The sequence below is a fragment of the Azotobacter vinelandii CA genome (genome assembly GCF_000380335.1).
Lineage (GTDB): Bacteria > Pseudomonadota > Gammaproteobacteria > Pseudomonadales > Pseudomonadaceae > Azotobacter > Azotobacter vinelandii.
Genome location: NC_021149.1, coordinates 3,190,776 through 3,209,517, shown reverse-complemented (window position 1 = coordinate 3,209,517; position 18,742 = coordinate 3,190,776). Strand labels below are relative to the sequence as shown.

Genomic DNA, 18,742 nt, shown 5'->3' with positions numbered 1-18,742 from the left:
ACACTCAGCCCGAAAGTACTTCCCGGAACACGTCTGGACGCTGGGCGGCGATATGCAGCAGTGAGCGCGCAGCGCCAGATGGCGAGCGGCGACCTTGTTCCCACTCCTGTAGGGTGCGCACCGACACTCCCAGCAACTCAGCGAATTTCGGCTGCGACAGCCCAGTTTTGCTGCGCGCCTCGGCGGCCTCGGTCAATTCCACGCGATGCACGGCGCCGTGGCGTCCTGCCTTGACATCGACAATGGCGGCCAACAACTCCTCGCCGATGTTGCGCTTGGCGTCTCGCTCAAGCAGTTCTTTCTCAGTCAGGGGCATGATTCATCTCCTTGGCGATCTTGCGCAGGATATGCGCCGGAATGTTGTCGGTAGCACCCTTGCCGTAAATCAACAAGGCCACCAGGGCTCCGCTGGCCAACTGCGCAGTGTAGATGACGCGCACGGAACCGCTCTTGCCGCGTCCTTCCATCCCCCAGCGCACCTTGCGGCAACCACCAGTGCCGGGAATGACAGCGCCGGCCTCGGGGTTGCTGGCGAGGAAAGTCATGAAGGCACCACGCTCATCCTCCGTCCAGTAATCGGGCCAGAGCTTGGTGAACAGCGGGGATTCGATGATAGTCAATATGAGCAGAGCATACGTCAATGACGTATTTGAGACAATCAATAGCTCAGCCGCCTAGTTTTCGGCAACTTTTACCATCTCCCACCTTTCCATCCTATACCGTTTCCTCTGGGTCGACTTCTGCCGAGCATGACGTGCCTGAGTCTGAGTCGCCCCAAACCTGCCGGTCATGTTAGGTAACAAGCGGCCAAAGCAGCCAGTCAATGAAGCAGTAGCCTGCGACTGAGATCAATCACAGGTCAATGCGGCTGAGATAACTCAAAAGCCTGCTCAAGGAGCACCAAAGCGGGCGAGCGCAGCATCGATAAATCGTCGGAGTTTGGCTGTTTTCTGACGATTGGCCGTGTAGAGCAAATGCATTTGTCGGCTCGGTGCTTCGTAATCAGCTAACAGTCGAACTAACTCGCCGCTGCGCAACGCGGGCTCAAGAAAGTCCTCGGGTCCAAGGACAATCCCGAACCCGTCCAGCGCTGCCGACAGCAGTGCTTTGCTCTCGTTGACCTGCAATCGACCGACGACTTGTACCCGTTCAACTGCGGAGCCTTTGCAGAATACCCATTCGCGGTCGGCCGGCCGGGACCAATAGGCATACCCCAGACACTCATGGTTCTTCAGATCACCCGGTATTTGCGGTACTCCGCGGTCGGTCAGATAGCTCGGTGCCGCACAGGCTACCAATCGATAAGGCGCCAACGGCTTGGCGGTCAAACTGGACGCGGCCAATGGGCCAATCCTGAAAGTCACTTCATAACCCTCCTCCACCAGATCGACGAAGCGATCGGTCAAATGCAGATCGATTTCGACCTCCGGGTGTTGGCGCAAAAACTCCGTCACAAAGGGCATGAGGCTATAGGAGCCGAACGTTACGGGAGCGCTGATTTTCAGTTTGCCGCGCGGGGTGTCATTCATGATCTGCGCAAGGGAGTCGGCAGCCTGAGCCTCGCTCAAAATGTGCTTACAGCGTTCGTAGTAAGCGCTGCCCAACTCAGTCAGGCTCTGACGTCGGGTGGTACGGTTCAGTAGCCGCGCGCCTAGCCGCCGCTCAAGCGCGGCAACATGCTTGGCCACCATCTGCGGCGACAGGCCCAATCGCTCGGCGGCGCTGGCATAGGAGCCGGATTCCGCCGCCATCACAAACGCCCCCATGCTCGTCAGGCGATCCATTATTCAACACTCCTGGTAACGAGACTAAGTATCCGATGATTATTTATCTGTCCTTGGTTGGCAATCATCATGGTTTCTTCTTACCAACCAGCGGAGCAAGGACATGCGTATCGGCATTATTGGGGCAGGCTTCATCGGACGTGCAGTGGCGCAATTGGTCATCGCGGCGGGACACGAGGCGATGCTCAGCAATTCACGTGGGCCACAGACCATGAGCAGCGTGCTCAGTGGCATTCCTGGCAGTCAGGTCGGCACTGTCGAGGACGCAGCACAATTTGGTGAAGTTGTACTCGTGGCAATTCCTCTTGGGCATTACCGAAGCGTGCCGGCCAAGTGGCTGGAGGGCAAAACCGTGCTGGATGCCAACAATTACTACCCGAAACGCGACGGTCATATTGCCGCTCTCGACCGATTCGAAACCACCACCAGCCGCCTGCTCGCCGAGCATCTGCCCCACTCCAGCGTGGTCAAGGTATTCAATGCAATCCTTGCCCAGGACCTGGTGCAGGACTCGCGCCCGAAAGCGGCGCCCGACCGACGCGCACTGCCGATCGCTGCGGATGATCCGGCGGCGAAAGCGCTGGTGATCAAGTTGCTGGACGAAATTGGATTCGACGCGGTAGATGCGGGCAGCCTTGATGAAAGCTGGCGATTCGAACGGGCTAAACCCGCCTACTGCATACCGCTGGATAAAGAGGGACTGAAGGTTGCCTTGGCTGCGGCCCATCGGCAGGTTGAATTGCCCGAGGGATCGTGGCGCCGCTGAATAGCCCATAACCCACTGGATCGAGAGAAGACTTGGAGCTGGCTGAGAACAATATCAACTTTGGGTCGCTCTGTGCCAGTGATGTCCGGCTCAGTCCGACCCTTAGCGGCCATCCGTACTAAAATCACCCCTCGTTGGATCAATCGAACTTCGCCAAGTTCAGCGCCGGCAACGGACCGCCTGGAAACTGGACCAGCCGGCCACCGACTGCCAGCGCGCCAAGATCGATGCCGAAGAACCCCAACCGTTCGATGAGGCCGCCCACTTCGGACTTGGCGCGAGCGTCATCGCCGGAATAGAACAGCACGCGCTGGCCGCCTTCGGCCTGCGGATCGCCGGACAGCAAGTGCGGCTGCAGGTGGTTGAATGCCTTCACCACGCGGGCACCAGGCACCAGGTCGGTGAACACCTCGCTGGAGACGCGTCCACCCAGGTCGGTGGGCTGGAACAGCGGGGCCTCGATCGGGTTGTTCGCGTCGATCACGATGCGGCCATTCCAGTCTGGCAAGCCTGCCAGCGCCGCTGGCAGCTTGGACCAGTTCACCGCGACCAGCACGATGTCCTGCGCCGCGACTTCTTCCCGCGTACCCGCGCGGATCGACGGGCCGAGTTCCCGCACCAGCGGTTCCAGCGATTCGGGGCCGCGGCGATTGGCGATCACTGCCGGGATGTCGTGCCTGGCCATGGCGCGGGCGAATGCCGATCCGATGTTGCCTGCCCCCAGGATGCCGATGCTGCTCATGGTCGTGTCCTCTGCGTCAGGTCAAGGGATCAGGAGGTGAAGCCGCCATCGGCCACCACGTCGGCGCCGGTCACGAACGAGGCACCCGGGCTTGCAAGGAAGGCGACCACGCTGGCGATCTCCGCCGGCTGGCCGTAACGGCCGACGGCCATGCCAGGCCCCACCAGCTTGGCCACTTCGCCATCGGCGGGATTCATGTCGGTGTCGGTCGGTCCGGGATGCACGGTGTTCACCGTGATGCCGCGCGGGCCCAGGTCGCGCGCCAGACTGCGGTTGAAGCCGGTCACCGCACCCTTGGTGAGCGTGTACAGCGACGCGCCCGGGAAGGACGCGTAGCGCGTCATCGAACTGCCGATGTGGACGATGCGGCCGCCTTCGCGCATGTGGCGTACGGCTTCCTGGGTGGCGACGAACACGCCGGTGACGTTGACTGCAATCATGCGCTGATAATCGTCGAAGCTGATCTGCTCGATCGGACCACCACCGACGGCGATGCCGGCGTTGTTGACCAGGATATCGAGGCCACCATAGGTCTCGACGACCTGGGCGATGGCGGCGCGCACGGCCTCCGGATTGCCGGAGTCAGCCAGGATCGGCTGCGCGGTACCGCCAGCGGCCTCGATGGCGCTGGCCGTCTCTTCGGCCAGCTGTTGCGAGCCGAAGTAGGTGAAGGCGACCTTGGCGCCATCGGCGGCCAGGCGCTTGGCAACTGCAGCGCCGATGGAGCGCGAGCCGCCGGTGACCAGCGCGACCTTGCCGGTCAGGGGAAGGGAGGTGCTGTTGGCTTGGGTGTTCATGGTGATGCTCCAGTGCGTGAGAGGGATGGGGACTGCGTGGTGCGAACAATGCGCCCCACACTTCCCTCTCAGTAGCCGGTAATGGTTAGAATCAGTTTCAAGTCTGATTTGAAGGTCTGCTCTCTTGGAAACCCTGGCCAATCTGGAGTCCTTCGTCCGCAGCGCCGAGTCGGGTAGCTTCTCTGCCGCGGCCCGCCAGTTGGGGCTGACGCCGGCCGCGGTCAGCCGCAACGTGGCGTTGCTGGAGAAGAACCTGGGCACGCGCCTGTTCCATCGCAGCACGCGCAAACTCACCCTCACCGAGTCGGGCGAACGCTTTCTGTTGGGTGTCCGTGGGCATCTGGATGGCCTGCAGGCAGCCATCTCGGAGGTGGCCAGCGATCGGGGCGAACCCGCGGGCGTGCTGAAGGTCAGCGTGGCCTTGGCGTTCGGCATGGAATACCTGCTGCCCCTGCTGCCCGATTTCCTGCAGCGTTACCCGCACGTCCGCATCGACTGGCAGTTCGACAACCGCCAGGTGGACCTGATCGCCGAAGGATTCGATGCAGCCATCGGCGGCGGCTTCGAACTGGCGCAGGGCATGGTGGCACGCACGTTGGCGCCGGCGCACATCATTGCCGTGGCCTCCCCCACCTACATGAAGGGCCGGCGCAACCCCTTCAGCCCCGAGGAACTGGCCGAACTGGATGGCATCGTCATGCGCCCGGCCCGCACTGGCCGCATCCGCCAGTGGACCCTGCGTAATGCCTCGGGTGCTGTTCAAGCGGCCGAACTCAGGCAATCGTTTGTCTTCAACGATCCCGCCGCGATGACACGCGCGGCCGTGCTTGGCCTGGGCGTGACGATGACCGCCGTGCCCGACGCGCTGCCGTATCTCGATCGCGGCGAACTGGTGCGTCTGGTCCCCCAGTGGTACGCGGATGCCGGTCCGATCTCCCTGTACTACGCCAGCCGCACACTGCTGCCTGCGAAGACTCGCGTATTCGTAGACTACGTGCTGGAAACGTTCCGGACGCGGAGGCTTGCCGAGCGCTTTGCTGGGAGTATCGGGTGAGATTTCGAGGTGCACAATGACGGCTTCTGGTCGACTGCTGCCCCCACCACGCTTTCCAACATGCTAGGTAGCTACCACACAGGCTAGAAAACCGCACAGCGTTTTCCCCCAATCCGCACCCCTCTCGCAATACCCGGTGGAAAAGACCTGCGGTCGTTTTCCACCCTACAGGAGCATCACCCTCCGCGAATGACTCCACCCCCGTTCAGACGCCACCCACCGCCGGCGGTGAGGCCAGGTGGCGGGCTACCAGGTTGCCGAACAGTTCGATGGCGCCGTGCAGGTTGCCGACGAAGCGCGGTTGCAGCAGCCAGAGGTCGACCGTCGGCTTGAAGTCGGCGAGGGTGACGACTTCCAACTGCTCGCGGTAGCGGCTGGCCAGCAGCAGCGGCTCGGGGACCAGGCCGAGGCCGAGGTTTTTCGCCACCAGGCCGAGTTGCAGTTCGCTGCCGAAGGTTTCCAGGTTGATCCGCAGTTTCAGGCCCTGTTCGGCCAGGGCGTGCTGCAGGCCGGCGCGGAAGCCGCAGCCGTCCGGGTTGAGCACCCAGCCGCGCTCGCAGCAGTCGGCGAGCCTGCCGCCGCGTTTGTTCCCGCTGCCGCGGGCGGCCACCACCAGAAGTCGCAGGCGTCCGAGGGAGGTGGCGGCGATGCCCTCGGGAAAGCTCTTGCTGGTGGGAAACAGCGCCGCCACGGCGTCCAGTTCGAGGTTTTCCAGGCGCTCCAGCAGGGTGCTGCCCCAGCCGCCGGAGACCTGGGTCTGCAGTTCGGGATAGGTGTTCTTCAACTGTTCCAGGGTGTCGAGCAGCACCACGTCGCCGATGGTCTGCGGCACGCCCAGGCGCAGGGTGCCGCTGGGCGGGGCGTCGCGGGCGACGATCTCGCGCAGCGCGTCCATGCTGCGCAGCACCTCGCGGCACTGTTCGTAGACCCGCAGGCCCATGGCCGTGGGCTTGAGGGGCTTGGTGTTGCGGTCGAGCAGCAGGCTGCCGAGGTCTTCCTCGAAATTCTGCACGCGGCGGGTGATCGCCGACTGGGTCAGTTGCAGGCTGTCGGCGGCCAGGCTCAGCGACTGGCAGCGGACGACGGCGACGAAGGCTTCGATGTCATCTGTTTTCATGCGTTGCTAGCATATTAGCTTATGAATAAAGTGCATTTTGATAATGATAGGGCGCTTGGTAACGTGACGCCATCTTGTCACACAATGGATAAGCGACGATGAGTGAATCCCCCCTGCGCCTGGACCGTCTGCGCGATTTCGTCAGCGCCCTGGGCGAACTGCTCGACCGTCACCCCGACGAGGAGAGCGTACTGCGCGAAGGCCGGTCGCTACTGGGCGAACTGGTCCGCCACGACGACTGGCTGCCGGAGGAGTTCGCCCAGCCCGATCCGGAACGTTACCAGCAGTACCTGCTGCATGCCGACTCCCGCCAGCGCTTTTCGGTGGTCAGCTTCGTCTGGGGGCCGGGGCAGACCACGCCGGTGCACGATCACCGGGTCTGGGGCCTGATCGGCATGCTGCGCGGCGCCGAGGACGCGCAGAGTTTCGAACTGGGCGCCGAGGGTCTGCGTCCGATCGGCGATCCGGTGCGCCTCTCGCCCGGCCAGGTCGAGGCGGTGTCGCCGCGGATCGGCGACATCCACCGGGTGTTCAACGCCAGTCCCGACCAGCCGTCGATCAGCATCCATGTCTATGGCGCCAACATCGGTGCCGTGCGGCGCGCCGTCTATCTGCCGGACGGCAGCGAGAAGCCGTTCATTTCCGGCTATTCCAACCAATTCCTGCCCAATATCTGGGACCAGTCCAAAGAGAGTGCCCGCCCATGAGCCGCATCGCCATCCGCTCCTTCGCCGACATCCGCGCCGCCCTGCTGGCGCGCGAGGAAGTGGCCCTGCTGGACGTGCGCGAAGAGGCCCCGTTCGCCGAGGGCCACCCGCTGTTCGCCGCCAACATCCCGCTGTCGCGCCTGGACATCGAAGTCTATGCGCGGGTGCCGCGGCGTACCGCGCCGGTCACCGTCTACGACGACGGCGAGGGCCTGGCCGAGCGGGCCGCCGAGCGCCTGCTGGCGCTGGGCTACAGCGATGTCGCCCTGCTGGAGGGTGGACTCGCCGGCTGGCGCGCCGCCGGCGGCGAGCTGTTCATCGACGTCAACGTGCCGAGCAAGTCCTTCGGCGAACTGGTCGAGGCCGAGCGCCACACCCCGTCGCTGGCCGCCGAAGAGGTCAAGGCGCTGCTCGACGAAAAGGCCGATGTGGTAGTGCTGGATGCCCGGCGTTTCGACGAATACCAGACCATGAGCATCCCCGGCGGCACCAGCGTGCCCGGCGCCGAGCTGGTGCTGCGCGTGCGCGAGCTGGCGCCGAACCCCCGGACCCGGGTGATCGTCAACTGCGCCGGACGCACCCGCAGCATCATCGGCACCCAGTCGCTGGTCAACGCCGGAATTCCCAACCCGGTGGCGGCGCTGCGCAACGGCACCATCGGCTGGACCCTGGCCGGCCAGCGGCTCGAACAAGGCCAGAGCCGCAGATTTCCCGAAGTCTCCGCCGAGAACCGCGCCATCGCCGCGCAGTCCGCCCGCGCGGTGGCCGACAAGGCCGGCGTCGGTCGCGCCGCTCTGGCCGACCTGGCGCGCTGGCGGGAGGAGGCCGGCCGCACCACCTACCTGTTCGACGTGCGCACCCCGGAGGAGTACGAGGCCGGCCACCTGCCGGGCGCGCGCTCCACGCCGGGCGGCCAACTGGTCCAGGAAACCGATCATTTCGCCAGCGTGCGCGGCGCGCGCATCGTGCTGGCCGACGACGACGGCGTGCGCGCCAACATGAGCGCTTCCTGGCTGGCGCAGATGGGTTGGGAGGTGCACGTACTGGACGGCCTGGACGCCGCGGACTTCACCGAACGGGGCGGCTGGTCGGCGCCGGTGCCGCCGGCGCCGCAGGCCGAGGAGATCGCGCCCGAGACCCTGCAGGCCTGGCTGGCCGAGGGCGACACCCTGGTGCTGGACTTCACCACCAGCGCCAACTACGTCAAGCGACATATCCCCGGCGCCTGGTGGGCGCTGCGCGCGCAACTGCCGCAGGCCCTGGAGAAGCTGCCGCCGGCCGCTCGCTACGTGGTCACCTGCGGCAGCAGCCTGCTGGCGCGCTACGCGGTGGACGAACTGCACGCGCTGAGCGGCAAGCCGGTGTTCGTCCTGGCCGGCGGCAGCGCGACCTGGATCGCCGCCGGCCTGCCGCTGGAGGAGGGCGAGACCGCCCTGGCGGTGCCGCGCAGCGACCGTTACCGGCGTCCCTACGAGGGCACCGACAATCCGCGCGAAGCCATGCAGGCTTATCTGGACTGGGAGTTCGGTCTGGTCGAGCAACTGGGCCGCGACGGTACCCACGGCTTCTTCGTGATCTGAGCGGCTGTGAAAAAACTCCCGCCTACTGCGACCGCCTCCGAACGCCCGCTGCCGCGTTGCGCTACGAACGCTTGGAGACGGTCTCGCGACGGCGTTCGATTTTTTCACAAACCTCTGACGGATCGCCTGGGCTCGTGCCGCGCGGGGGACTGTATCGAAAGCGTAAAGAATCAGCGCTCGACGGGTAGCTATGTTTTGATGGGCGTTTCGCACGAAGCCCAGAGAGGTGAAACATGCTGTACATCCGTCACATCGCGCTGCTGGCCTGCCTGGCCTCGCCCCTGGCGATGGCCGCCGAGGAGGAGCATGCCGGTCATCCGCCTGGCGGGCACGGGCACATGGAGCCGCCGGCCGCCGCCTTCACCGCCTGCGAGGGCAAGAAGGCGGGCGATACGGCATCCTTCAGCGGCCCCGGCGGCCGGAGCATGACCGGTACCTGCCGTGACCTGAACGGCAAGCTCGCGGCGATGCCCGAGCATGGCGGACGCAAGGGCCCGCCGCCATCGGCTGCGGGTTCCGCCAAGGCCTGCGAAGGCAAGAAGGCCGGCGACACCGGTTCCTTCTCCGCCCCGGACGGCAAGACCCGCTCCGGCGTCTGCCGCGACATGAACGGCAAGCTGATGCTCGTTCCCGAGCCCATGGGCGAGCGGATCGAGAAAGACTGATCCCTCGTCCCGGCCGTCTCCCCTTGGGAGACGGCTGCGGGGCTTTCGCCTGCGTCCGGGCGGGTACCCGTGCACCGGAAAGAGCAGTCATTAACTTAGGCTTAAAAGTTATTTAAATAAAAATTCATATTCCATTAAAGTGCGCCTGTCGCGTACTTGTCGGTCAACCGCCGAGCCGCATGAAGAGAAATGGATGCGCCATTCGTGTCCACGCCAGCTTTTTCCTTCGGGCCATGCCCGATCATGCGTTTTGGAGATCCCCATGTCAGCGGTTGAATCCTTGTTGTCTGCTCCTGCCCAGTCGTTCGAAGTCCGTCCCCTCGGTGGGGTGCTGGGTGCCGAAATCCTCGGCTTGGACCTGTCCCTTCCGGTCAATTCGGCGGATTTCGCCCGTATTCACCAAGCCTTCCTGGACCACCGGGTGCTGGTGTTTCGCGAGCAGCGCATCACCCCCGAGCAACAGATCGCTTTCAGCCGCCGCTTCGGCGAACTGCAGATCCATGTCCTCAAGCAGTTCCTGCTCGCCGGCCATCCGGAAATCTTCATCATTTCCAACATCGTCGAGAACGGCAGGCCGATCGGCCTGGGCGACGCCGGCAAACTCTGGCATTCGGACCTCTCCTACAAGGAAATTCCGAGCATGGGCGCCATGCTGTATGCGCGGATTCTGCCGGAAGAGGGTGGCGATACCCTGTTCGCCGACCAGCAGCTCGCCTACGAAAGCCTGCCGGAGGCGTTGCGCAAGGCCGTCGAGGGACGCCGGGCGGTGCATTCCTACACCGCGCACTACGAGGACGAAGTCTTCAAGGGCATCCGCCGGCCGACGCTGACCACGGCGCAACTGGAAGAGGTGAAGGAGGTCGTCCATCCGGTGGTGCGCACCCACCCGGAAACCGGACGCAAGGGCCTGTTCGTCAACGAGAACTTCACCACCCGCATCCTCGATATTCCCGAGGACGAGAGCCGCCGGCTGCTCGCGGAACTCTACGCCCATAGCATCCGCCCGGAGTTCACCTATCGCCACCGCTGGCAGGAGAACGACCTGCTGTTCTGGGACAACCGCGCGCTGATCCATCTGGCCACCGGCTGCCCGAACCACCTGCCGCGCCGGATGCACCGTACCACCATCCAGGGCGACGCACCGTTCTGAGCCGTGCGCGGGCACGCGTGCGCCGACCGGCCGCGCGTGTCCGCGCCTTCCCGGTCGCATCGCCGGCCGAACGACTTTCGGCGACCCATTTCACGCATCTTCCATGGAGCTTCCCATGTTTCCAGGCAAACGCATTCCCGCGATTCGCCGTCTGGCCGGCGCCATCGCTCTGGGGCTCGGTCTCGCCGGCAGTCTGCTGACCCCGGCGGCGGCCCACGCCGAAGGCCAGGTCCGCATCGCCGAACAGTTCGGTATCGTCTATCTGCTGCTCAACGTGGTGCGCGACCAGCAACTGATCGAGAAACACGGCAAGGAGCAGGGCCTCGACATCAAGGTCGACTGGACCCAACTGTCCGGCGGGGCGGCGGTCAACGACGCGCTGTTGGCCGGGACCATCGACATCGCCGGGGCCGGCATCGGCCCGCTGTTGACCGTCTGGGACCGCACCCACGGCCGGCAGAACGTCAAGGGCGTGGCCTCGCTGGGCAACTTCCCGTACTACCTGCTGAGCAACAACCCCAAGGTCAAGACCATCGCCGACTTCGGCGACAAGGACCGCATCGCCGTGCCGGCGGTGGGCGTCTCCATCCAGTCGCGCTTTTTGCAGTACGCCGCCGCCAAGCAGTGGGGCGACAAGTATTACAACCGGCTGGACAAGTACACGGTCGCGCTGCCGCACCCGGAGGCCACCTCGGCCCTGACCAGCGGCAGCACCGAGCTGACCGGGCACTTCTCCAACCCGCCGTTCCAGAACCAGGCGCTGGAAAGCCCCAACGTGCACGTGGTGCTCGACACCTACGAGCTGCTCGGGCCGAACTCGCCGACCGTGCTGTACGCCACCGAGAAATTCCGCAAGGAAAATCCGAAGACCTACCGGGCCTTCGTCGACGCGCTGGCCGAGGCGGCCGATTTCGCGCAGAAGGACAAAGGCGCCGCGGCGGAGACCTACATCCGCGTGACCGGGGCGAAGATCGGCAAGGACGCGCTGCTGAAGATCATCGACAACGACAAGTTCGAGTTCAGCGTGACGCCGAAGAACACCTATCCGCTGGCCGAGTTCCTGCACCGGGTCGGCGCGCTGAAGAACAAGCCGGCCTCCTGGCAGGACTACTTCTTCCCCGATCCCAGGCTGGCCGAGGGGAGTTGAGACGATGAACGCCTTTCTCCAGGATTCCGTACCCGGCGTGGCGACGGCCTTCCGGCCGCTGCTGCAGGTCGAGGGCGTCAGCCTCGAATACCGCACCGCGGAGCGGGTGGTGCGCGCCACCCACGAAGTCAGCTTCGAAGTCGATCCGGGCGACCGCTTCGTCCTGCTCGGCCCCTCCGGCTGCGGCAAGTCGACCCTGCTCAAGGCGGTGGCCGGCTTCATCCGTCCGCGCGACGGCGCGATCCGCCTGGACGGCCGGGAAGTCCGCGAGCCGGGGCCCGACCGCATCGCCGTGTTCCAGGAGTTCGACCAGTTGCCGCCATGGAAGACGGTCAAGCAGAACGTGATGTTCCCGTTGCTGGCCACGCGCACCCTGAACCGCCGCGAGGCCGAGGAGCGCGCCCTGCATTACCTGGCCAAGGTCGGCCTGGCCAACTTCGCCGACGCCTATCCGCACACCCTCTCCGGCGGCATGAAGGCGCGCGTGGCTATCGCCCGCGCCCTGGCCATGCAGCCGAAGATCCTGCTGATGGACGAGCCCTTCGCCGCGCTGGACGCGCTGACCCGGCGGCGGATGCAGGAAGAACTGCTCGAACTGTGGCAGGAGGTGAAGTTCACCCTGCTGTTCGTCACCCATTCGATCGAGGAAGCGCTGGTCGTCGGCAACCGCATCCTGCTGCTCTCGCCGCATCCGGGACGGGTCCGCGCCGAAGTCGCCAGCCACGCCTTCGACCTGCAGAGCAGCGGCAGCGCCGATTTCCAGCACGCCGCCCGGCGCATCCACCGGCTGCTGTTCGAGGAAGGGGAAACCCCCGCCGCCGTGCATGCCGCGTAGGCACCGGCCTGCTGGCGATAGCCGGGTAGGGTGGGCAACTCGCGCAGCGATTGCCCACCATGGCCATGCCGCTGGTGGGAAAGGCCTGCGGCCGTTTCCCACCCTGTGCGGTCGGCCCCCGCACCTTCCCGTTTTTACCCACGACTCTACGGAAAACACACCATGAGCCAGACCCCGCCGCTGCGACCGGAATACGAAATCGCCCTGCAACCTTTGACCGATCTGCCGCTCGAGCGCGAGCTGTCGCTGGCGCAGCGCCTGTGGCAGCAGGCCTGGCTGCGCAAGTCGCTGATCCTCATGACGCTGGCGCTGCTCTGGGAAGTGGCTGCCCGCCTGCAGGGCAACGACCTGCTGTTGCCGAGCTTCCTGCAGGTCGCCCGCGCCCTGGTCGAGGACCTGGCCAGCGGCGAGTTGCTGGAGAAGGTGGCGATCTCCCTGTCGGTGCTGGTCAAGGGCTATCTGATCGGCATCCTGCTGGCCTTCGTCCTGACCAGCCTGGCGGTTTCCAGTCAGCTCGGCCGCGACCTGCTGTCGACCCTGACGGCGATGTTCAACCCGCTGCCGGCCATCGCCCTGCTGCCGGTGGCGCTGCTCTGGTTCGGCCTGGGCGAGGGCAGCCTGATCTTCGTGCTGGTGCATTCGGTGCTCTGGTCGCTGGCGCTGAACACCTACGCCGGCTTTCTCGGCGTCCCGGAAACCCAGCGCATGGTCGGGCGCAACTACGGCCTGCGCGGGCTGCGCTTCGTCGCCCTGATCCTGGTGCCCGCCGCGCTGCCGTCGATTCTCTCCGGCCTGAAGATCGGCTGGGCCTTCGCCTGGCGCACCCTGGTCGCCGCCGAATTGGTGTTCGGCGCCTCGTCCGGGCAGGGCGGGCTCGGCTGGTACATCTTCCAGAACCGCAACGAGCTGTACACCGACAAGGTGTTCGCCGGGCTCGCGGTGGTGATCCTCATCGGCCTGCTGGTGGAAAGCCTGGTCTTCGCCCTGCTGGAACGCTACACCGTCAGGCGCTGGGGCATGCAGCGCTGATGCAGGCCGTGTGAAAACCACTGCGCTCGGCCGGGCTGCGTTGAAATCGAGCCGAGACACGGCGTCTCGGACTGCTCGTAAACTCCGCGTCTTCGCTTGATTTCGCCTTGCCTGACCTTCGCTCGCTACGTTTTCACACAGCCTGGAAACCTTCCGTTTTTCCCTTTCATGTAGTCGCAACGAGAGATTTGCAGATGGGCAACATCGTCTTCATCACCGGCGCCACCTCCGGTTTCGGCCGCGCCGCGGCGCGCCGCTTCGCCGCCGCGGGCTGGTCCCTGGTTCTCAGCGGTCGTCGTCTGGAACGCTTGCAGGCGTTGCAGGAAGAACTCCAGGGCAAGGTGCCGGTGCACATCGCCGCGCTCGACGTGCGCGACGCCGAGGCCGTGCGCCAGGTGGTCGCGGCGCTGCCCGAGGGCTTCCGCCAGGTCCGGGCGCTGATCAACAACGCCGGCCTGGCCCTGGCCCCGCAGCCGGCGCAGCAGGTGGCGCTGGAGGATTGGCACACCATGATCGACACCAACGTCACCGGCCTGGTCAACGTCACCCACGCGCTGCTGCCGACCCTGATCGCCAGCGGCCAGGGCGCCAGCATCGTCAACCTCGGCTCGGTCGCCGGCCACTGGCCCTATCCGGGCGGCCACGTCTACGGCGCGACCAAGGCCTTCGTCGAGCAGTTCGGCTACAACCTGCGCTGCGACCTGCTGGGTACCGGCGTGCGGGTCACCGACATCGCGCCGGGCATGGCCGAGACCGAATTCACCCTGGTGCGCACCAAGGGCGACCAGGCCGCGTCCGACCGGCTGTATCGCGGGACGACGCCGCTGACCGCCGAGGACATCGCCGAGCAGATCTTCTACGTGGCGAGCCTGCCGGCGCACATCAACATCAATCGCCTGGAGGTCATGCCGACCCGCCAGGCCTGGCAGCCGTTCGCCGTGGACCGCGACTGAATCCCCCATCCGCCATCCCGCGCGCGTAACGCGCGGGCGCTCACCGAGATTTCCCATGCAGAAGAAAACCCATTTCCGTCCCGCCCGACTGGCTGCCGGCGTGCTCGCCGGGCTTCTGGGCAGCGTCTCCCTGCTGGCCCGGGCCGAGGGCGAGATCAGCATCGCCCAGCAGTTCGGCATCGGCTATCTGCTGCTCGATGTGGTCCGCGACCAGAAGCTGATCGAGAAGCACGGCAAGGAGCAGGGCATCGACATCCAGGTGGAGTGGCGCAGCATCTCCGGCGCCACCGCGATGAACGAGGCGCTGCTGGCCGGCGCCCTCGACGTGGTGTCGGCCGGCGTGCCGCCGATGCTGACCATGTGGGACCGCACCCGCGGCCGGCAGAACGTCAAGGCCATCGCCGCGCTGGGTTCGCTGCCCAACTACCTGCTGAGCAACAATCCGGCGGTGAAGTCGCTGGACGACCTGGGCGAGAAGGACCGCATCGCGGTGCCCGCCGCCGGTGTCGGTTTCCAGTCGCGCACCCTGCAGATCGAGGCGGCCAAGCGTTACGGCAAGGAGCGCTTCAAGCGCTTCGACGACATCAGCGTCAGCCTGCCGCATCCCGACGCCACCGCGGCGCTGACTTCGGGCGGCTCGGAGGTCACCGCGCATTTCTCCAGCGCGCCTTTCTACTACCAGGCCCTGGAGAGCCCGAAAGTGCGCAAGCTGATCAGCTCCTACGACATCCTCGGCGGGCCGGCGACCTTCAACGTGCTCTACACCACCGAGAAGTTCCACAAGGACAATCCCAAGACCTACCGCGCCTTCTACGCCGCCCTGGCCGAGGCCGAACGCATCGTCAAGGCCGACAAGCCCGCCGCGGCGCAGACCTATATCCGCGTGGAGAACTCCAAGCTGGCGCCGGAGCTGGTAGAGAAGATCGTCGAGGATGAGGAAAACGACTTCACCATAGTGCCGCAGCGCACCTTCATCTACGCCGAGAAGCTCCACGAACTGGGCGTGCTGAAGAACAAGGCGGCCTCCTGGAAGGACTATTTCTTCGAGGAAGCCCACGACGCCGAGGGGAGCTGAGGCTCCCCCGGCGGCTCCTTCACGGCCGGGGCGGCGGATCGGCGCCCTGCAGGATCAGGCCGACTTCCTCGTCGCTCAATTCGTACTGGTAGAAGCGTCGGTAGAAGTCGCGGGTTTCCGCGGCCATGTCCACGTCGGCGAAGCGCTGCGGATGCAGTTGGCGGGCCGCCCAGAGCACCTGCAGGGCGGTTTCCGCCGCGCGCGTGCACCAGGCGTTGATGCCCTTGGGATTGAGCAGCACCCGGCCGTCGCGCACCGCCGGCAGGGACTGCCAGCGCGGGTCGGCGAGAATGGCCCGGCGGGTGCTTTCCTCCAGGACGACGATGAACTGCGGCTGCCAGACCAGCAGTTGTTCCAGGGAAACCTGCGCGTCAGCCGGCAGGCCGGCGCGGGCGGCCACGTTGATGCCGCCGGCCCGCTCGATCCAGGCGTCGACCATGGAGTCCTGCCCTTCGGTGCTCAGCGGCGACAGGCCGGCGTAGTACAGGCGCGGCTTCTCCGCGTCGTCCAGGCCGGACAGCCCGGCGCTCACCCGTTGCAGGACGTTCCGGTAGTAGTCGACGAAGGCTTCCGCCCGCGCCCGCTGCGCCGGGCCCAGCGCCTGGCCGAGCAGGCGGGCGGCGCCGATCATGTCCTCGGGCGAGTCGTAGCCCAGGTAGAGCACGGCCATCCCGAGGCGCTCCAGGCGCGTGCCGAGCGCCTGGTGGGTGGTCCACAGGGTGACCAGATCGGGCTTGCCGGCCAGCAACTGTTCCAGGTGCACGCCGGCCGGCCGGACGAATGGCGTCGGCAGGCGGCCGATTTCCGGCATCAGGCGCAGCAGCCAGGGGTTGCCCTGCACTTCCGGGGTGATGGCGGACAACTGCGCCCGGCCGCCGAGGGCGAGGATCAGCGAGGCCATGGAAATCCCCGGCGTGCCGACCCGCTCGACCCGCGCCGGCAGGTGCAGGACGTGGCCGGCCTGGTCGGTCAGGCTGCGCTGTTCCTGCGTCCAGGCCGGCGCCGCGCCCTGCAGCGCCAGCCCCACCAGCAGCAGCCAGCCGATGGGGCGCAGCCGTTCGCCGCGCATCAGAAGGCCACCGTGCTGGACAGCGAGACGGTGCGCGGCGCGCCCAGGTAGAGGATGCCGGAGCGGGTCGTCCAGTAGTCCTTGTCGGTCAGGTTGGAGACGCTCAGGCGCCAGGTGGTGTCCTTGTCCCGGATGCGGGCGCGGTAGCGCAGGCCGGCGTCCCACAGGGTGACCGAGTGGACGTAGAGCGTGTTGGAGGCGTCCCAGGGCACTTCCTCGGTGTAGGTGACGCCGCCGGTCAGGGTCAGCCCGGAATGGCTGGTGGAGCCGGGCAGGTCGTATTCGGCGTACAGCTTGGCCATGCTTTCCGGCACGCCCTGCGGGGTCTTGCCCTCGTTGGCGGAGGCGCGGTCGATGCGCGCATCCAGCTTGGTGTAGCCGCCGGTCAGGGTCAGCCGCTCGGTCAGGCGGCCGGTGGCGGAGAATTCCCAGCCCTTGTGAATGGCCTTGCCATCCTGGGTGGCCACGTTGGTGGCGGTGTCGACGTTCTGGTTGGCGTCCTCGATGTGGAACCAGGCCAGGCTCAGGTCCATGTTGCCGAGCGTGGCTTTCAGGCCGACTTCCTTCTGCTTGCTGACGTAGGGCGAGAAGACCTCGCCGGCGTTGGCCTGGGTCGCGCCGGCCACCATGCCCTGCTGCAGGGATTCCACGTAGGAGGCGTAGGCGGTGACCGCCGGGATGGGCTTGAAGGCGATGGAGTAGGCCGGGGAGAACTCCTGTTCGTCGTAGCGGGTGGTGGTTTCGACGCCGGTGGCGCTGCGTGAGGTGGAGCGGTCGTCCACCCGCGCGCGGGTGCCGCCGATCATGATCGTCCATTTGTCGCCGATGGATATCCGCTCGGCGAAGATCAGCGTGGTGTAGTGGGTTTCCTGGGAGGTGCTGGTGCCCCTGGGCGGTTCCGTCCAGGCCGGATAGCCGGTGTTGCCGTGCAGGTTGCCCGGATAGACGGTGGCGTAGGTGGTGCCGCGATAGCCGGTGTCGGCCGAGTCGTAGGAGTCGCGGGTCAGGCCGACGGTGAACAGGTGCTGCAGCGGGCCGGTGCTGAAGTTGGCGTCGAGGAACAGGTTGTACTGCTTGACGAGGGTGTCGAACTCTTCCTGCGAGTCGACCCGCCAGCGGTAGTCCAGGTCCTTGTTCACGAAGCTCAGGCGGTTGAGGAAATAGGAACGTTCGATGCGGCTGTAGCGGGCCTTGGCGCGCAGGCTGAAGACGTCGTTCAGGCGGGTTTCCAGGCCTATCCCGAAGCGGTTGGTGGCGTCCATGGCCCCGGTGTAGGGCGCGCCCCAGTTCTTCGCCATGTTCGGGGCGCTGGGGATGCCGATGGCGGCGCTGGTCATGAACAGCGCCTGGGCGTGCTCCAGGTCGCGGCGGGAACGGCTGGCGTCCAGCATCAGCAGGGTGTCGGGAGACACCTGCCAGTCCAGCGCCCCGGAATACAGGTGGCGCTCCTGGCTCTGGTCGTCGATGCCGTTGGTGTCGCCTTCGTCGGACTGCAGCAGGTTCAGCCGGTAGCGCAGGTCGTCGGTCAGCGAGCCGCCCAGATCCAGATGGCCGTAGACCTGCTGGTCGTAGGTGCCGAGGGTGAATTCCCGCAGGGTCCGTTTCGTGGGGCGCTTCAGCGTGTAGTTGATTATCCCGGCCGGCGAGGTGATGCCGTACAGGAAGCCGTTGGCGCCGTTCAGCACCTCGATGCGTTCCTTGTCTTCCATCGGCTGGTACACGTCGAAGTTGCGCATGCCGTCCACCGCCATGTTGTACGTCCAGGTCGAAGCGGTGAAGCCGCGCAGCGTGAAGTAGGGGGTGATCTGGCTGGCGCCGGTGTTGCTGTAGACCGTCGGTACGTACTTGAGCGCCTCGGTGGTGTTGGTCGCCTGGGTGTTGCGGATCAGTTCCCCGGACACCGTGTTGATGGAAAACGGTGTGTCCTGCAGTTTGCCGTTGCCCAGCGGGCCGAGCTGGATGCTCTCCACCCGGTAGCCCAGCTCGGCGCTGCCGTCCGCGAGCTGATCGTCGACGATCCGGGTTTCGCCGAGCTCCAGAGGATCGGAAGCGGCTTCTTCGGCCATGCTGTTGCATGAGGTGCCCAGCAGCAATCCCAGGTAGGCGACGACAGCCTGTCGATAGAGAGACATTCTTGCTCCTTGTAAACGCAATTTATTGCGCCATGGGGCAAGGGGTGTGCCAGTCCGCGAAAGTCGTTTTCCGCGTACTTCGCCGAACGATAGCGGTCGAATGTTCCGGGAAGTACTCGAATACTGCTGCGAAATCGATG

At 65.7% G+C, this 18,742-nt stretch carries 19 protein-coding genes; 11 read left to right on the top strand and 8 right to left on the bottom strand.

The features are described from left to right. Positions 1 to 4: 4 nt before the first annotated feature. The 3 genes from AVCA_RS25065 to AVCA_RS14160 form a co-directional block, all read right to left on the bottom strand. On the bottom strand, positions 5 to 316 hold the full coding sequence (locus AVCA_RS25065) for a helix-turn-helix domain-containing protein (RefSeq protein ID WP_012701654.1): 312 nt from the start codon (positions 314 to 316) through the stop codon (positions 5 to 7). After that, on the bottom strand, positions 303 to 620 hold the full coding sequence (locus AVCA_RS14165) for a hypothetical protein (protein WP_012701653.1): 318 nt from the start codon (positions 618 to 620) through the stop codon (positions 303 to 305). Before AVCA_RS14165 ends, AVCA_RS25065 begins: the two co-directional genes overlap by 14 nt. A 270-nt stretch (positions 621 to 890) precedes the next feature. Beyond that, a complete protein-coding gene (locus AVCA_RS14160) occupies positions 891 to 1,784 on the bottom strand; it encodes a LysR family transcriptional regulator (RefSeq protein ID WP_012701652.1) in 894 nt (297 codons plus the stop codon). Positions 1,785 to 1,887: 103 nt separating this feature from the next. Between AVCA_RS14160 and AVCA_RS14155 the strand changes: the two genes are divergently transcribed. Beyond that, positions 1,888 to 2,550 (top strand): NADPH-dependent F420 reductase, encoded by a 663-nt coding sequence (locus tag AVCA_RS14155; RefSeq protein ID WP_012701651.1) that lies wholly within the window; start codon positions 1,888 to 1,890, stop codon positions 2,548 to 2,550. A gap of 139 nt (positions 2,551 to 2,689) precedes the next feature. Here AVCA_RS14155 and AVCA_RS14150 read toward each other — a convergent pair whose 3' ends face one another. Next, positions 2,690 to 3,292: an NADPH-dependent F420 reductase gene (locus AVCA_RS14150; RefSeq protein ID WP_012701650.1), complete on the bottom strand. Its 603-nt coding sequence runs from the start codon at positions 3,290 to 3,292 to the stop codon at positions 2,690 to 2,692. Between the two features lie 29 nt (positions 3,293 to 3,321). After that, positions 3,322 to 4,089 (bottom strand): 3-oxoacyl-ACP reductase family protein, encoded by a 768-nt coding sequence (locus tag AVCA_RS14145; protein ID WP_012701649.1) that lies wholly within the window; start codon positions 4,087 to 4,089, stop codon positions 3,322 to 3,324. A 124-nt stretch (positions 4,090 to 4,213) separates the two neighbouring features. Between AVCA_RS14145 and AVCA_RS14140 the strand changes: the two genes are divergently transcribed. Continuing rightward, on the top strand, positions 4,214 to 5,143 hold the full coding sequence (locus tag AVCA_RS14140) for a LysR family transcriptional regulator (protein WP_012701648.1): 930 nt from the start codon (positions 4,214 to 4,216) through the stop codon (positions 5,141 to 5,143). A gap of 205 nt (positions 5,144 to 5,348) precedes the next feature. Here the strand turns inward: AVCA_RS14140 and AVCA_RS14135 are convergent, their stop codons facing one another. Continuing rightward, positions 5,349 to 6,260 carry a LysR family transcriptional regulator gene (locus AVCA_RS14135; protein WP_012701647.1) on the bottom strand — a complete coding sequence of 304 codons (912 nt, stop codon included), beginning with the start codon at positions 6,258 to 6,260 and terminating at the stop codon, positions 5,349 to 5,351. A gap of 98 nt (positions 6,261 to 6,358) precedes the next feature. Here AVCA_RS14135 and AVCA_RS14130 point away from each other — a divergent pair, with 98 nt between their 5' ends. The 9 genes from AVCA_RS14130 (at position 6,359) to AVCA_RS14090 (ending at position 15,401) form a co-directional block, all read left to right on the top strand. After that, entirely contained in the window at positions 6,359 to 6,967 is a 609-nt protein-coding gene (locus AVCA_RS14130) for a cysteine dioxygenase family protein (protein WP_012701646.1), read from the top strand. After that, on the top strand, positions 6,964 to 8,547 hold the full coding sequence (locus tag AVCA_RS14125; RefSeq protein WP_012701645.1) for a rhodanese-related sulfurtransferase: 1,584 nt from the start codon (positions 6,964 to 6,966) through the stop codon (positions 8,545 to 8,547). Before AVCA_RS14130 ends, AVCA_RS14125 begins: the two co-directional genes overlap by 4 nt. A 233-nt stretch (positions 8,548 to 8,780) precedes the next feature. Continuing rightward, on the top strand, positions 8,781 to 9,212 hold the full coding sequence (locus AVCA_RS14120) for a hypothetical protein (protein ID WP_012701643.1): 432 nt from the start codon (positions 8,781 to 8,783) through the stop codon (positions 9,210 to 9,212). Between the two features lie 262 nt (positions 9,213 to 9,474). Further along, positions 9,475 to 10,362, top strand: a complete 888-nt coding sequence (locus AVCA_RS14115; RefSeq protein WP_041807264.1) for a TauD/TfdA dioxygenase family protein — start codon at positions 9,475 to 9,477, stop codon at positions 10,360 to 10,362. Positions 10,363 to 10,477: 115 nt separating this feature from the next. Further along, positions 10,478 to 11,509, top strand: coding sequence for an ABC transporter substrate-binding protein (locus AVCA_RS14110; protein WP_012701641.1), 1,032 nt, complete (start codon positions 10,478 to 10,480; stop codon positions 11,507 to 11,509). Positions 11,510 to 11,513: 4 nt separating this feature from the next. Beyond that, entirely contained in the window at positions 11,514 to 12,344 is an 831-nt protein-coding gene (locus AVCA_RS14105) for an ABC transporter ATP-binding protein (RefSeq protein WP_012701640.1), read from the top strand. A gap of 162 nt (positions 12,345 to 12,506) precedes the next feature. Beyond that, positions 12,507 to 13,373: an ABC transporter permease gene (locus tag AVCA_RS14100; RefSeq protein ID WP_012701639.1), complete on the top strand. Its 867-nt coding sequence runs from the start codon at positions 12,507 to 12,509 to the stop codon at positions 13,371 to 13,373. Between the two features lie 194 nt (positions 13,374 to 13,567). Continuing rightward, positions 13,568 to 14,326 (top strand): SDR family NAD(P)-dependent oxidoreductase, encoded by a 759-nt coding sequence (locus tag AVCA_RS14095; RefSeq protein WP_012701638.1) that lies wholly within the window; start codon positions 13,568 to 13,570, stop codon positions 14,324 to 14,326. A gap of 55 nt (positions 14,327 to 14,381) precedes the next feature. Then, complete coding sequence (locus AVCA_RS14090; protein ID WP_012701637.1) at positions 14,382 to 15,401, top strand: ABC transporter substrate-binding protein; 1,020 nt, start codon at positions 14,382 to 14,384, stop codon at positions 15,399 to 15,401. Between the two features lie 19 nt (positions 15,402 to 15,420). Here AVCA_RS14090 and AVCA_RS14085 read toward each other — a convergent pair whose 3' ends face one another. Both AVCA_RS14085 and AVCA_RS14080 read right to left on the bottom strand, forming a co-directional pair. Further along, positions 15,421 to 16,470, bottom strand: a complete 1,050-nt coding sequence (locus AVCA_RS14085) for an ABC transporter substrate-binding protein (RefSeq protein ID WP_012701636.1) — start codon at positions 16,468 to 16,470, stop codon at positions 15,421 to 15,423. Next, complete coding sequence (locus AVCA_RS14080; protein WP_012701635.1) at positions 16,470 to 18,602, bottom strand: TonB-dependent siderophore receptor; 2,133 nt, start codon at positions 18,600 to 18,602, stop codon at positions 16,470 to 16,472. The genes AVCA_RS14085 and AVCA_RS14080 overlap by 1 nt, the downstream gene beginning before the upstream one ends. Positions 18,603 to 18,742 lie beyond the last annotated feature (140 nt).

Excerpts from the sequence above, each read along its gene's own strand:
- AVCA_RS25065 (WP_012701654.1), bottom strand. The coding sequence starts at position 316 with ATGCCCCTGACTGAGAAAGAACTGCTTGAGCGAGACGCCAAGCGCAAC.
- AVCA_RS14160 (WP_012701652.1), bottom strand. The coding sequence starts at position 1,784 with ATGGATCGCCTGACGAGCATGGGGGCGTTTGTGATGGCGGCGGAATCC.
- AVCA_RS14155 (WP_012701651.1), top strand. The coding sequence starts at position 1,888 with ATGCGTATCGGCATTATTGGGGCAGGCTTCATCGGACGTGCAGTGGCG.
- AVCA_RS14150 (WP_012701650.1), bottom strand. The coding sequence starts at position 3,292 with ATGAGCAGCATCGGCATCCTGGGGGCAGGCAACATCGGATCGGCATTC.
- AVCA_RS14145 (WP_012701649.1), bottom strand. The coding sequence starts at position 4,089 with ATGAACACCCAAGCCAACAGCACCTCCCTTCCCCTGACCGGCAAGGTC.
- AVCA_RS14135 (WP_012701647.1), bottom strand. The coding sequence starts at position 6,260 with ATGAAAACAGATGACATCGAAGCCTTCGTCGCCGTCGTCCGCTGCCAG.
- AVCA_RS14130 (WP_012701646.1), top strand. The coding sequence starts at position 6,359 with ATGAGTGAATCCCCCCTGCGCCTGGACCGTCTGCGCGATTTCGTCAGC.
- AVCA_RS14125 (WP_012701645.1), top strand. The coding sequence starts at position 6,964 with ATGAGCCGCATCGCCATCCGCTCCTTCGCCGACATCCGCGCCGCCCTG.
- AVCA_RS14120 (WP_012701643.1), top strand. The coding sequence starts at position 8,781 with ATGCTGTACATCCGTCACATCGCGCTGCTGGCCTGCCTGGCCTCGCCC.
- AVCA_RS14115 (WP_041807264.1), top strand. The coding sequence starts at position 9,475 with ATGTCAGCGGTTGAATCCTTGTTGTCTGCTCCTGCCCAGTCGTTCGAA.
- AVCA_RS14110 (WP_012701641.1), top strand. The coding sequence starts at position 10,478 with ATGTTTCCAGGCAAACGCATTCCCGCGATTCGCCGTCTGGCCGGCGCC.
- AVCA_RS14105 (WP_012701640.1), top strand. The coding sequence starts at position 11,514 with ATGAACGCCTTTCTCCAGGATTCCGTACCCGGCGTGGCGACGGCCTTC.
- AVCA_RS14100 (WP_012701639.1), top strand. The coding sequence starts at position 12,507 with ATGAGCCAGACCCCGCCGCTGCGACCGGAATACGAAATCGCCCTGCAA.
- AVCA_RS14095 (WP_012701638.1), top strand. The coding sequence starts at position 13,568 with ATGGGCAACATCGTCTTCATCACCGGCGCCACCTCCGGTTTCGGCCGC.
- AVCA_RS14090 (WP_012701637.1), top strand. The coding sequence starts at position 14,382 with ATGCAGAAGAAAACCCATTTCCGTCCCGCCCGACTGGCTGCCGGCGTG.
- AVCA_RS14085 (WP_012701636.1), bottom strand. The coding sequence starts at position 16,470 with ATGCGCGGCGAACGGCTGCGCCCCATCGGCTGGCTGCTGCTGGTGGGG.
- AVCA_RS14080 (WP_012701635.1), bottom strand. The coding sequence starts at position 18,602 with ATGTCTCTCTATCGACAGGCTGTCGTCGCCTACCTGGGATTGCTGCTG.